This window comes from Paenibacillus sp. FSL R7-0189 (assembly GCF_037969925.1).
Taxonomy (GTDB): Bacteria; Bacillota; Bacilli; order Paenibacillales; family Paenibacillaceae; genus Paenibacillus_AQ; species Paenibacillus_AQ odorifer.
Window position 1 is genome coordinate 104,617 of record NZ_CP150223.1, and the last position, 13,100, is coordinate 117,716.

Here is a 13,100-nt window from a genome sequence, read left to right on the forward strand (position 1 = left end):
TTTATCTTGTATTCTCTGGTTTCGGTTCACTCCGCAATATATTTTTAGCAGGAATACCTACTGCCGAAGCATTATCCGGCACATCCTTTACCACTACAGACATGGCCCCGATATTAACATCGTTACCAATGACAACCGGTCCAAGAATCTTGGAGCCTACTCCAATAAAAGCTCTGTCTCCAATCACAGGCTCTCCTAAGTTATTTCTCCCGCCAATCGTCACTTGATGAAAAATAGTAGCATGGCTTCCAAGCACCGCTTTAGGACTAATGATAATCCCATTTAAACCATGCGGTAAATGAAGCGCATCACCAATTTGAGCTTGAGCGTGAAGCTCTCCATTTGCAAGAATACGGACAAAAAGCACATCCATTATTCGATATAAAAGCCACAAAGGTTTTCGCACGATGCCATTCTTCACTCGATAATACACCCAATTTCCATAACGATAAGTAAACAAGGCCATAATCGTTTGAGGATTTTTCAGATTTGCTTTCCAGTCCGTTTTGAATGATTTCATCATTTTATCGTTCTCCTTTTTAGGGGCTAGGGTATGCACTGTATTCTGGAGTAATGAAGGGCAGCTGTGGATAAAACATCTGGGAGGATCGCGGGCTGGAGGGTCAGTCGGTGATTGTACTTTCACCAGTGTAAGATAGATTTTGAGATTCATCAAGCAAGTGGACAGTTCTCTCTATATAATCATCAACCGATTTAGAGGCTTGTTAAACAACAACACGCGCCGAACAAAAAGATCGGCGCGTGTTGGAAAGCATATTTTCTATTAAATCAGATCCAGAACAATCACATTTACGGAATTGGCAGCTAGCTTCACAACTGCCGTGTCTTTATCAATTACGATTTCTGTTTCGACTGGTGTAACCTTCTCATCATTTTTTCTGTTCACATTAGGTGTATGAACCAGTGAGGCGTCTCCAGTTAAGGTAATCCGTTTACCAGTAGCAGCTACTTTTAAACCTTTTAGATCAAGCTTCGTTGCTTTTTCTACACCATCCGCATTTACAAGCTTCACATAAAGATGCTTATCATCTTTAGTTACGGAATTATATACCTCTCTGTTATAAGCCTCAAGCTTATAATCCAGTACTTTGCTTGTTACCTTGCCATCTGTATAAGAGCAAATCAAATGTTTGCCATCTGCTCCGCCATAATTAACGGTGATAGTATATTCCGTATGATCCGCAAGCTCTTCATAGCAACTGGCTCTCAGGTTACCAGCAGCGGTACTAGAGGAATAATCGCCCAGAGTATAAGCCTCAATCCCTTGCTTGTACACCTTGACTCCTGTGGCATCACCATTATAGCCAATCGCATATTCGATGACATCTTTATTTTCCGGTGAGATTTCTGTCAGACCTGCGCCTACATAGAAGCCATCTTCGCCAGAAGCTTTTTCAGCTACAACCTCTACTTTATAATTAGTCCACGCGTCATTAAGGATATACAATCCATTCAGTCCGCCATTCTGCGCTTTCAATACCAGACCTTTGGAAGGATCAATCGTATATCCGGCAGAGCCAGGAATCACTTTCCAAGCTTCATTCAGCGGCTGCGTGAAATCTTGATCCAACCAAACACTGCCATCTACATTCGAGGTCACTTTCACCCGTTTCACGATCACAGCTGATTTCCCGGCAGCCACTTCAATTCCTCCATGAGGAATGAGGTCTACCTTCTCCCCGTTGCGATAAGTCGAAAATGAGGTGCCAACCACTTTGGTTCCCAGGTATTTAGCATACAGCTGCTGAACATAATAGTTCGGTGTGTACCATACGGTCTCATCATCGAACCAGATGCAATCCGGTGTCCATCTATAGGTGCCATCTGTCAGAACCTTGTTGAACAATGGTGCCGTTGCCGCCAATCTAATCACATCAGAGTTATTCTCGAAGCTGGACATAATCGCTGCCTCAGCAACAGCTCCTGCCAATGTGTTTTTATCTGTGGAAGCATATTCACCCACAAAAACCTTTGAAGTTTCAGCCTCATCCAAGCTGCCGTCTTCCTTATAGGCTCTGTAATAGTAGTTGTAACGATCAGCATTCTCTAACAAATACTCATTGGAACGGTAGTAATGCTCATCCGCAATGGTATCCATGTAGTTCTTTTGTTTTTCGTACCAGGTAACAGTCTCTTCGATGCTCGATGTACCATCCGTAAAGCTGATTTTTTCCGAGCCCTGTAAATTTCCGCTTAGGAATTTCCAACCTTGCTGGTAAGCATCATCATCTGCCTGTGCACCCACGGTAGAGAGAATAGTCAATTCATGATCAGGATAGTTCTTCACCATATACTCATCAATCACTGTTTTAAAATATTCGAAGTTGGCAAAAAACTCTGTACCCCAGTTTTCATTCCCCACACCCAAATAACGCAGGTCAAACGCTGCTTCATGGCCCATCTTTTTACGCAATGCAGCCCACTCATTATTGTCAAAATCCATGCTAATCGCAAAATCAATCAGATCCGTAAAGTTCTTCACATAATAATCTCTTAACGCACCGCCAGCTGGATTCGCATAATCCGAACGAGCTTGACAGAGTACGCCGCAGGCCATAACCGGAAGTGGTGTTGCGTTCAAATCCTCGGCTAATTGGAAATACTCCATATATCCAAGACCCATGGTCATCATGTAGCCCCATACGTTATAGTTCTCTTTGCGCAATTCGATATCGTTGACGGACTCTTTCCAATCGTACACGTTCTCCCAAATGTGAGAACCTTCAGAAATACAACCCCCAGGGAAACGCAGGAATGTAGGATGAAGATCAACGAGTGCATTCACTAAGTCTTTTCTTAATCTATAGTTTGGATTTCCTTTATAGTTAGCATGAGCTGTAGCAGAACGTTCCTCTTCACCAGCGCCCCAAACGTCATCAGGAATTAAGGATACCATATCAATGGAGATCTCACCGTTAAAGGTTAACGCCAGCTGACCAAGCACAGTTTCAGACCCTGTTAATACAAGCTTAGAATCGACACCATACTTCTTCCAGTTGCCGTCACCGTTTACTTCAACAACTGCAGTATCGCTGATGGCTTTACCGTCTTTGTCGAGCAATTGCAAGGTAATTGTGCCTGCTGCTTCAGCCTTCGCCCAGATTGTGAAGTTGTACTTGGCATCTTCCTTAATAAACATCGAGCAGTGCTGATTGGAATCCGCAAAACCTCTATTATTAATAGTCGCGCCATCCGCTACCGTCACATAATGAGCATTCATATCTTTATCTTCGATGCCGAAGAAATCGTTTAATCCGCCTGTATTATGGACAGTCATTTTCTCTGTATCCCCAGACCATGCGTGAAGAGGTGTATAATTTCTTCCGGTGGAAGCACCATGTACACCACATACATGCGAATAGCTGTCAAAAGCAAAAGATTCGAAGGAGCGATTCTGCACTAGCTCTGCATAGATCCCACCGTCTGCTGCGTTGTTAATGTCCTCATAGAATAAACCATATAGAATTTGGCTAACATCCAAAATCTCCTGATTACCATCAATAGTTAAGGTGTATGGTGGCAAATCTTCCGGAAGCACAGACACCGTGAAGCTCTTTTCTACTGTACTAGCTCCCTTTTTCAAATGTGCTGTAAGCGTTACGCCTTGAGCAGATTGAACTCCTTTATTCACAACACCTTCATTAGAAATGACTTTGGAATCGCTGGATACCCAAGATACGTCAACTTTTCCGCCCATCAGCGAAACTGGCAACTCAATATCTTTGGTAATGATCGAGCTTGGGAAGGTTAAGTATTTATCTTTTGCAAGCTTTACGATATCTTCATCCGTCAAAGATTCGCACATGATTTCAATCACTTCATCTTGAGTTAAACCTGCTTTATATACACGGAAGTCCGAAATATAGCCGCTAAAATCAACATCTGCCGCGTATTGGGATTTCCCGATTGTATTATTGCTATAATTCTGTTGATCTTCAAAAGTAGCAAACCATGTACGCAGCTTAGCATATGTGCCACTCGAGGTTTGGCTGATCATTCCATCCGCAACTACTTCACCATTTACATACATCACAGGACCTGCACTGCTTAGTGTTCCACCTTCTGTACCTGTAACTGCAAAGGAAACATGTACCCATTCATCAGTCGCAAAGGATTTCCCTGGATCTGCGATTAAGTCTTCCCCTGCAAAACAAGTCCCCCGCAAATTGCGAGTTACGAAAATATAAGGTCCTGTTTCACCTTTACCAAAATCAAAGATTCTTTCCCATAAGCTTGAAGCTTTGCTTACATACATCCATGTCGAAATTGTAATTCCTGTATGGTCACTGACCTCTTTAAGCAGATCGTTAGGTAATGAAATATAGGATGTGCCATGTTCTCCCCCAGCAAGCGAAACAGCTTGTCTACCTGCTACGGATTTAATAGCCGGCAGCGTAGTACCTGAAGCGGTTCCATCATTGCCGTTCCCCGAGAAATCTTGACCTACATCCTCTGGATTATCAAACTTATAATGCGCAATTAGACTACCATTAATAAATTTGTTACCGTTGTCATTTTTCATAAAATATCACCTGTTATCTTTATAGTAGAAATCTTAAAAACCAAACAATACTAGTTCATTGCCGTTTATACGAAACATAATAACATATTTTATAGTCAATTAATATATTAACCAATTAATATTTATGTGAAATAAAAGAAAACAAATTTTATAATCAAATATTACCAAATCAATCATTTATTCCATGGTAAAATATCTGTTAGTTAATAAAGGAGTGGTGAAAGTTGAGCGAAGCTGTGAATGAAAAGGCCAATTCTAGTGATTTATTTACGATTGATTGTAAAGATATTTTTCTGCGGGAATATAGTGTGGAGGATTTAGAGGAGTTTCATGCGCTTACTCTACAGCCTGAAATTATTGAATTCTTGCCAGAGTGGAATGTTCCTAAAGAACAACGGTTGGACTGGTTAATAAACTATGAAATAAAAGAGAACCAGCAATTTCTTCAAGTGATCTCAGTGGGCGGAGATATCGGAGAGCTTCGTCTTCGTTTAGGCATTATTTTAAAAGTGTCCGGTGAGTTTATTGGTTGGTGTTGTACAGGAATTAAGGAGGAATTGCCCGTTCCTAACAGAGAGATTATGTATGCCATATCCAAGGATCATCGCGGTAAAGGCTACACTACTCAAGCTGCCAAGGGATTAATTAAGTATTTGTTTGATAATAGCTCTACCGATGTATTAAACGCCATTGCTCTGAAACACAATATCCCGTCTAATAGAGTCATTCAAAAATGTGGTTTCGAGCTTCTTGACGAGATTACAATTGAACATGAAGACTATAATTATTACCGGCTTTCCCAGCAACAGTGGGATGAACAGGTATGATGTAAATAGCGCCTTACACTAAAAAACCTCTGTATGGGAAATGGAGATTCGGTCCATTTACCAAAACAGAGGTTTTATTGTGAATTCATGACTGTTGCTTCATGCGAAGCATTTGATCCAAAAGCTCTTTCACATCTTTTTCTGGAAAAGCTGCAAGCAGGGTCTCTTGAAAGGTATCTTGTGCACGAAGGAGCTTGTCTTCGCCAATGGCAGTCAAGGCAGTATAGATACTTCTGCGATCAGCATCACACGCTTTTCTTTCTAAAGCGCCACAGCCTTTGGCCTCAAACCGACTAACCAGTCGGGAAACTGCACTCTGGCTTAAACCCACCATAGCTTCTAGCTTCTGCAATTTCAGTTTCTTCTCCGGCGCTTCCGATAAAAATAACAGCAAATAAAATTCTTTTAAGGATAAGCCATGTTTGGCTTGTAGATTAGCTTCCAATTCATTCGTCACATTCATTTGTATATGCGTTAACGTCAACCAACTCGTTATAAGGTCATTGTTAAGAATGTCGTCCATTTTATTATTCATCTCCCGGGTGTATGGCTTTTCATGATTTTTTCCTTCTATATAATAGTACTACAATCCACAACCATACATAAAGTATAGGTTCGATACTTATACTTTATTTTATTTTAAAAAAGAGGAGAGACCGTTTCTCCAAGAAGCCGGCCCCTCCACACTTTACAATTATTTTGTTTGGACTTCAGACTTCATACCATTTATATTAGTCTTTACCCATTAATTCTTGGAAACCCGAAAGTATACTGTCTAGGAATGCCGGCATCTTTCTGAAGTTCAACCCCAGCTTCCAGCGTCCAGTATGGATTTCTCAGCATGCCCCGGCCCACGGCAACAAGATCAGCTTCCTCATTCCCAATCACGGCATTAGCAAGTACAGGCTCATCCAATCTGCCAACCGCAATAACCGGAACATTCAAGCCATACTTGATTTCTCTGGCCAAAGGAACCTGATAAGCTGCATGCGTCCCTGGTTTCCCGGCAGCTGCGATAGGACCTTCACCACCTGCACTGATATGGAAAATATCTGCGCCTGCTTCTTTGTAAGCTTTACTAAATTCCAAGCTTTCTTTGATACCGTACCCGCCCTCAACATATTCTTGGGCGGAGATACGCATAATCAATGGCATTCCTTCCGGCATTTCACTTTTTGCTGCGCGAATGACTTCTGTACCAAATAGTGTTAAATCCTTGCCGTATTCATCTGTTCTTTGATTGGTTAGAGGGGAATGGAACTGATGAATAAGGTAACCATGCGCTCCATGAAGCTCGATAACATCAAATCCCGCTTGTATCGCCCGCTTCACGCCCAACCGGAATTTCTCAACCATAGCTTTCACTTCTTCAGTTGTTAATGCACGTGGTGTTTTGGAGTCAGCGTCAAAAGGAACGTTAGATGAGGATACAGGAACTGCTGCATCTTCTGCTTTACGTCCGGCGTGTGCAATTTGAATACCTACTTTAGCGCCATAAGAATGACAAGCTTCAACGATTCTGGCCAGTGCAGGAATTTGCTCATCAGACCAAATGCCAAGATCAAAATCAGTAATCCGTCCATCAGGCTCCACGTCCGTCATTTCAATAATAATTAATCCGGTTCCGCCAACGGCGCGACTTACGTAATGATTATAATGCCAATCCGTAGCAATTCCGTCTTTGTTAGACACTGAATATTGACACATCGGAGGCATAACCACGCGGTTCTTCAGCTTCAAATCCTTCAATTCATACGGGGTGAACAAGTCCTTCATGATATCTCTCCTCTTTATAAAAAACTAAGTATAGTATGATCAATGCTACCAGTGAACATGAGTTTCTAAGTTCATCTTATATATTTTTATAAATGCATGCTCATGCATGTATTTTATTATAGAACAGCGATGGTGTCAACCGTGAATAATCTTCTGCTTAATGGAAACTCCATGTATTGTTGAAACTTCTACCTTGAGGTAATATATGGATATCTATTTTTCTTTGAAAGGATGACCTCACTCGTGGACAAAAAGCTCTTACAATCGCATAGTATTTTCCCTACCTTGAATATTGAGCAAACTGCTGCCTTCTACAGCCAGTACTTAGGTTTTAAAGCTGTGCCCTATTTAGATACACAAGAACCACATCTTTGTTTGTATCGCGACGATACAGAGATTATCCTTACGCAATCCCATAGACAAAAGGTCATTCCCAATCGAGAGTTGTACGGTTATGGATACGATGCCTATTTTATTACGAAGCAGCAAGAAGAGTTGGAGAAGGAGTTCGAAGCCGCCGGTGTTCATATTGTTCGTTCTTTATCAAACACCGATTATAATAACAAAGAATTTGTGATCGAAGATGTAGATGGTCGCTGGATTGCTTTTGGAATCAAAAAATAAAAAAACGGCTCTCAGCCGTTTTTTCTTGTCTTTAAAAGAGTCCCCATAACTTCTTACAACTATTTTTACGGGAAGGATCCAAAACATCCGTAACCCCAATCTTATTTAACTTGTGTAGTAACTCTTCCTCGCTATGCTTGATTTTATAATTTAACTCCTCCCCATAGAGCGGAATTAACGTATAAAAGTGCACCACTTTCTCACGGGTCATTTCTAAATTAAAGAAACCGGCTTTATCTTTTACATCTGGAACCCAAACGAACATCCCTTGAAATCCTGTATCCTCACTATAAGGCTGGGCGGGATTACCGTTCACAAGCGTATGCCCCATATAAAGCCATGTATTATATTCATGCGGAAACCTAGCCATTGTTTTCAGGGCCCGAATCGGCCAATAATTCCGTTCATCCTTAAACGCCTCATCCGACAGCTTCCAGGTAGGAGGGAGACAAATCATTATTTCAGCATATTGATATTCTTCTGCACCTTCTGGCACCGTCATCGGTAATTCGCTCATTCCAGAAGTAATTAAAGTATAGAAGTTCCGCTCAGGCGTCGGATCAAGAATTAGAATATCTATCGACAGAACACCTGAAATAATTTCTTTAAAAACATTATCAATAACACCTATGTATTTTTCAATATGATTACATATTTTCTCATTAGACTGAGCAGAATGCATTCATAATTCCCTCCCTTATATATGTTTATCGGTATAAACAAAGGAGAGTTTATTGCTAATTTACAGAATTTCTTCTCCACTACCATGGATCTCACAAAAATCTTTATGAACACTACTAATTAATGCCGAATAACCTTGCCCCTGATCTAAAAGATGTTCCAAAAGGAACTTACTTATAAGCTCGTTTAAGCAAGTATGAATTTCACAGGTTCTTTGTTTTAAAGTCTCTCCTTCCTCATAAAGAGGCAGATCGCTAAATGACATATGTGTAGCATTTCGTATTTTTAGAAAAGATTTATATCCGTTCCAATTCTGAAAAAGCGCCTCTTGTCCTTTGATGAAATCATTTGCCAGTTTCTCCTGTAATATATTACTTAAGGATTCTAAGGTCGAGGCCTTTTGCCTTAATACAAGAAGCGGCACAGTATTGTTCTTCTCTTCATTCTCAATATATAAGTGCATGCTTGCATCTAATAAAATAGCAGCTTTAATTCTATCGTCTTCCATAGTTAAATCTAATGCAGTAGCACCACCGATGGAATGGCCGATAATACCAATCTTATTCATATCAAATAAGCCCTTCACATCTTTATCCATAGAATTAAGCGTGGACAGGTGATCCAGAACGTATTGAATATCTTTTTTTCGAATGGAGATTAAGTTATGTAAATCGGTATAATCCGTAGCTTTTATTTGCCTCATGGCTTCGGATTGATTAATAAATCCACCACTAGGGCAAACAGTAAACATAGCTTCGTACGCAGCACTGACCGTTACCACTATGAAACCTTGCTTGGCCAACGCTTCTATATTATAAATATACATATCTCTATCTAAACCTAATGCAGGTGAATAGATGATGACTGGATAGGAGCGTTTGGATTTGCTTTGAAAGGTTCGATCGCTGATTGAGGTAGATAATGTATTTATGATTTCCATATTCATGCCAATATCTTGTAGAAGCTCTCTCGCCTGTTGTTCACAGGGCCCGAAAAGCTCCATATACTTCATTGCAGATGCGTTTTTATTTAATACACCCTCTGTATCCGGATAATAAATACTTATAACTATTTTCCTTCCCTCTGACTCTTCTTGGAACGTTTCCGTGCGTGTGTAATCCTTCAATAATTCAACTTTTCGAAAAACTCCCATTGCTCCACCCCATTCTTCCTAATATTCTATATTTTAATTGATTTTCCCATTTACTGAAATGCAATCTCCTTAATGTCCATAATAATGTCGATTACAATGAATGGAATGAAGCTGTATGAACGGTTATAATACCTAAGTGCATAAGAAATCTCTAAAAACTTCAGGGATGTGGAAAATTTAATGGTGAATAATTCAGCATATACACTTTATTTACGTGAGGATTGGAAAAAACTAAGCGATTTCACCGCTATCCAATTATCAGAAGAAGAACTTATGGAAGTCCAAAGTATTAATGAAAAAATCTCCAGCGAGGATGTTAACGAGGTCTATCTTCCTCTGTCCAATCTGCTAAATCTGCAACTTCTATCTGCTCATAAATTTAATGAATCTATAAATCACTTTCTGAACAATGATGTAAAAAAAGGTCCATTTATCATAGGCATCGCGGGAAGTGTCGCTGTTGGCAAAAGCACTACGGCCAGACTCCTACAAAAACTTCTCTCACAATTACCTTCCCATCCAAAGGTGGATTTAGTTACGACTGATGGGTTTCTACATCCCAACGCAGAGCTGGAAAAGCGCGGTATAATGACGAAAAAGGGCTTTCCTGAAAGCTACGACACGCGTAGTTTAATTTCTTTTTTAACGGATGTGAAGTCTGGGGTGCCGCGGGTCCAAAGCCCTGTATACTCTCACTTAACTTATGATATTGTGCCAGATGAATATATTACGATTGAGAATCCGGATATTCTAATTGTTGAGGGCTTAAATGTTCTTCAGACTGCGATTACAAATAATCATAATATGCCTAACTATTTTGTATCTGATTTCTTTGATTTTTCTATTTATGTGGATGCTGATGTAAACGATATCGAGACATGGTACATTGATCGGTTTATTAAGCTCAGAGATACTGCCTTCCAAGATGAACAATCTTATTTCAAAAAATATGCACAGCTATCTCTAGAGGAATCTATTGAAATCTCAAAGCGGATCTGGAAAGAAATAAACTACGTTAATTTGCAGCAAAATATTCTGCCCACCCGAAATCGTGCGGATCTTATAATGCATAAGGACAACAATCATCACGTAGATCGAATTAAGCTGCGAAAATAAAGATTGAAGTCCTTAGCCGACCAAGTTGCTGAGATTCAGCACTTGGTTTTTTGGTGTTCACATCAAATTGGGTGAATATTCTGGGTTTAATGTCTCTGTCCTCTGATCAAGGCGAACGTATACTGTGGTACATTCGTACACAAACGTGAAGAGAGGATAAATCAAATGATCGATATCGCCTTGGCTTTTCAAGATAAGGATGGGAAATATGCTGAACATGCCGGAGTCGTTCTAGCGTCAATTTTTCATCATACGAGTTCCCCAATTCATATTCATATTTTACATGATGTTTCTTTAAGTGAAACTAATAAGCGCAGGCTTAGCGCATTAACTACAAAACATAATCATACCCTTAGCTTTTATTCAATCACTATGCCCGATGATCTAACTCAGGTGTTAGCCAATGTTAACTCCATTAATGTATGGACGCAGGCATGTATGTATCGATTGCTTCTTCCTGCACTAATACCCGTGGACAAAATCATCTATCTGGACTGCGATGTATTAGTGAATATGGACATAACTGAAATATGGCAGGTTGAACTGGATGACAAGTATTTGGCCGCAATTTGGGACCAAGGGATTAGAGAGGTTGCTCATATTGTGAGCGCTAAGGGATTAAATCCTGAGCTTTATTTTAATTCCGGAGTGATTTTATTTTCTTTGCATAATATCCGCCAGAATACCAACTGGTACGAAGAAATGCTAACCTTTCTACGTACCTTTCCTGATGTCACCATGCCAGATCAGGATGTTCTGAATGCGGTTTTTGGTGGGAATTACCTCCCCCTTGATATCCGTTTTAATTCGTTCAACACAAACATTCCGGACCATGATTTCACTAACAAAATCATCCATTTTGCCGGAGATGATAAATGCTGGAATAAAGATTCCGCGGGTTCATCCCTATATCAGCAATTCCTAAAGCTAACCCCTTGGAGAATCACCAGAGCCAAAATCAGACGAAGAAAACGGAAAAGCAGCCCTTTAAAACCACACCTCACCCGAAAAAGAAACAAGCAGAAAATAAAAATTGTTCAGTTGAACTTAACCCCTATTTTTTTATCCGATTTAAAACAAATTAGACCGATTAGACCGATTAGAAAAAGCCCCATTTGATATGGGGCGGCATTCTTTAGTTCACTTTCGTAAAAAACCATTTCTGAGCATCACTCCCGTTATCTGTCCACTGCTGGACAGCTGCGCCATCGGCTGTTGATGCTCCGGATACATCCATGGCTAATCCGCTCACTTTTGAAATAAGCTTATAATAGCCCCCTCCGACATCAATAATTCTCCATCGCTGAGCGTTGGTACCATTGTCATCCCACTGCTGCAGCTGTACACCGCTCGCGGTTGATGAGTTTGGCACATCCAACACTTTTCCACTATGCACTGCCGTAAGCTTGTAATAACCGTCGCCTGTACTCTCCACTTTAAATTTCTGATTATTGGCAGTGTAATTGGTCCATTGCTGCATTTTCGCCCCGCTTGCTGTGGATACATCCACTACGTCCAGAACCTTACCACTAGCCTTGTCAGCTAAAGTGTAAATCCCACCACTAACAATGCTTGAGGTAGGCGCAGCCTGATACACACGTACGTAATCAACCAGCATTTGAGCTGGGAAAGCAGTTGAAGCATTTGGACTTCCCGGCCAATTTCCACCCACGGCAAGGTTTAGCAGGATGAAGAAAGGTTTCTGGAACTCCTCCGTATTTCCGGTTCCGTTCTCAATATAAAAAGCATTAAATGGGTTGCCGTCTACAAACCATCTTATATAATTCGCATCCCATTCCACGCTGTACACATGGTACTGTGAGAAATCGAGGTTACCAGACACCTGACCGTACTCGGCATGCCCATTGGCATCCCAATGTACCGTCCCATTAACAAAAGCATTATTGTTTACACGCTCCATAATGTCCGTTTCCCCAGATTTCGGCCAACCCACTGAATCAATATTCGCCCCAAGCATCCAAAATGCTGGCCAGAGTCCCTGTCCTGAAGGCAATTTGATTCTAGCTTCGATTTTTCCGTAGGTGAAGCTTTTGAGTCCCTGTGTTTTGATCCGTGCAGAGGTATAATTCATCCCCCCGTACGACTCCTTTTGTGCAGTAATCACTAAATTCCCACCTGTTACCTGCAGGTTCTGCGGGCGACTGGTATAATACTGAAGCTCATTGTTTCCCCAACCTCCGCTACCCGTACCTATTTCCGCCGACCAATTATTAGTGTTCAGAGAATTCCCATCAAATTCATCGCTCCATGCCAGATTCCAGCTTGATGCCGCGCTTGAACTCCCTGTAGGTACCCAAGCAATTAAGAGGGTGAACAGCAGAAATAGACTTAACATTTTTCCTTTTCGTAACATCGTCTT

The 13,100-nt window shown here is 40.8% G+C and carries 11 protein-coding genes; 4 read left to right on the top strand and 7 right to left on the bottom strand.

What is annotated here, in order from left to right:
* Position 1: 1 nt before the first annotated feature.
* Positions 2–523, bottom strand: coding sequence for a serine acetyltransferase (locus tag MKY63_RS00415; protein WP_036679239.1), 522 nt, complete (start codon positions 521–523; stop codon positions 2–4).
* Positions 524–784: 261 nt separating this feature from the next.
* Complete coding sequence (locus tag MKY63_RS00420) at positions 785–4,543, bottom strand: alpha-L-arabinofuranosidase C-terminal domain-containing protein (RefSeq protein ID WP_036679238.1); 3,759 nt, start codon at positions 4,541–4,543, stop codon at positions 785–787.
* A gap of 224 nt (positions 4,544–4,767) precedes the next feature.
* Between MKY63_RS00420 and MKY63_RS00425 the strand changes: the two genes are divergently transcribed.
* A complete protein-coding gene (locus MKY63_RS00425) occupies positions 4,768–5,370 on the top strand; it encodes a GNAT family N-acetyltransferase (protein WP_235219423.1) in 603 nt (200 codons plus the stop codon).
* A gap of 85 nt (positions 5,371–5,455) precedes the next feature.
* Here the strand turns inward: MKY63_RS00425 and MKY63_RS00430 are convergent, their stop codons facing one another.
* Positions 5,456–5,893, bottom strand: a complete 438-nt coding sequence (locus MKY63_RS00430; RefSeq protein ID WP_051491059.1) for a helix-turn-helix domain-containing protein — start codon at positions 5,891–5,893, stop codon at positions 5,456–5,458.
* A 215-nt stretch (positions 5,894–6,108) separates the two neighbouring features.
* Positions 6,109–7,146: an NADH:flavin oxidoreductase/NADH oxidase gene (locus tag MKY63_RS00435; protein ID WP_036679236.1), complete on the bottom strand. Its 1,038-nt coding sequence runs from the start codon at positions 7,144–7,146 to the stop codon at positions 6,109–6,111.
* Positions 7,147–7,389: 243 nt separating this feature from the next.
* Between MKY63_RS00435 and MKY63_RS00440 the strand changes: the two genes are divergently transcribed.
* Positions 7,390–7,770, top strand: coding sequence for a VOC family protein (locus MKY63_RS00440; protein ID WP_036679235.1), 381 nt, complete (start codon positions 7,390–7,392; stop codon positions 7,768–7,770).
* Positions 7,771–7,801: 31 nt separating this feature from the next.
* Here the strand turns inward: MKY63_RS00440 and MKY63_RS00445 are convergent, their stop codons facing one another.
* Both MKY63_RS00445 and MKY63_RS00450 read right to left on the bottom strand, forming a co-directional pair.
* Positions 7,802–8,452, bottom strand: coding sequence for a suppressor of fused domain protein (locus MKY63_RS00445; RefSeq protein ID WP_036679233.1), 651 nt, complete (start codon positions 8,450–8,452; stop codon positions 7,802–7,804).
* A gap of 60 nt (positions 8,453–8,512) precedes the next feature.
* Positions 8,513–9,604 (bottom strand): dienelactone hydrolase family protein, encoded by a 1,092-nt coding sequence (locus MKY63_RS00450; RefSeq protein ID WP_036679232.1) that lies wholly within the window; start codon positions 9,602–9,604, stop codon positions 8,513–8,515.
* Between the two features lie 180 nt (positions 9,605–9,784).
* Between MKY63_RS00450 and coaA the strand changes: the two genes are divergently transcribed.
* Together coaA and MKY63_RS00460 are read left to right on the top strand one after the other, a co-directional pair.
* Positions 9,785–10,720, top strand: coding sequence for a type I pantothenate kinase (coaA, locus tag MKY63_RS00455; RefSeq protein ID WP_036679230.1), 936 nt, complete (start codon positions 9,785–9,787; stop codon positions 10,718–10,720).
* A 165-nt stretch (positions 10,721–10,885) separates the two neighbouring features.
* Positions 10,886–11,839 (top strand): glycosyltransferase family 8 protein, encoded by a 954-nt coding sequence (locus tag MKY63_RS00460; protein ID WP_051491058.1) that lies wholly within the window; start codon positions 10,886–10,888, stop codon positions 11,837–11,839.
* Between the two features lie 16 nt (positions 11,840–11,855).
* Here MKY63_RS00460 and MKY63_RS00465 read toward each other — a convergent pair whose 3' ends face one another.
* Positions 11,856–13,094 (bottom strand): RICIN domain-containing protein, encoded by a 1,239-nt coding sequence (locus MKY63_RS00465; RefSeq protein ID WP_076140886.1) that lies wholly within the window; start codon positions 13,092–13,094, stop codon positions 11,856–11,858.
* Positions 13,095–13,100 lie beyond the last annotated feature (6 nt).

What these genes read in the sequence shown, in the direction of transcription:
- MKY63_RS00415 (WP_036679239.1), bottom strand. Translation starts at nt 523, where the DNA reads ATGATGAAATCATTCAAAACGGACTGGAAAGCAAATCTGAAAAATCCT.
- MKY63_RS00460 (WP_051491058.1), top strand. Translation starts at nt 10,886, where the DNA reads ATGATCGATATCGCCTTGGCTTTTCAAGATAAGGATGGGAAATATGCT.
- MKY63_RS00430 (WP_051491059.1), bottom strand. Translation starts at nt 5,893, where the DNA reads ATGGACGACATTCTTAACAATGACCTTATAACGAGTTGGTTGACGTTA.
- MKY63_RS00435 (WP_036679236.1), bottom strand. Translation starts at nt 7,146, where the DNA reads ATGAAGGACTTGTTCACCCCGTATGAATTGAAGGATTTGAAGCTGAAG.
- MKY63_RS00465 (WP_076140886.1), bottom strand. Translation starts at nt 13,094, where the DNA reads ATGTTACGAAAAGGAAAAATGTTAAGTCTATTTCTGCTGTTCACCCTC.
- MKY63_RS00445 (WP_036679233.1), bottom strand. Translation starts at nt 8,452, where the DNA reads ATGCATTCTGCTCAGTCTAATGAGAAAATATGTAATCATATTGAAAAA.
- MKY63_RS00450 (WP_036679232.1), bottom strand. Translation starts at nt 9,604, where the DNA reads ATGGGAGTTTTTCGAAAAGTTGAATTATTGAAGGATTACACACGCACG.
- MKY63_RS00420 (WP_036679238.1), bottom strand. Translation starts at nt 4,543, where the DNA reads ATGAAAAATGACAACGGTAACAAATTTATTAATGGTAGTCTAATTGCG.
- coaA (WP_036679230.1), top strand. Translation starts at nt 9,785, where the DNA reads ATGGTGAATAATTCAGCATATACACTTTATTTACGTGAGGATTGGAAA.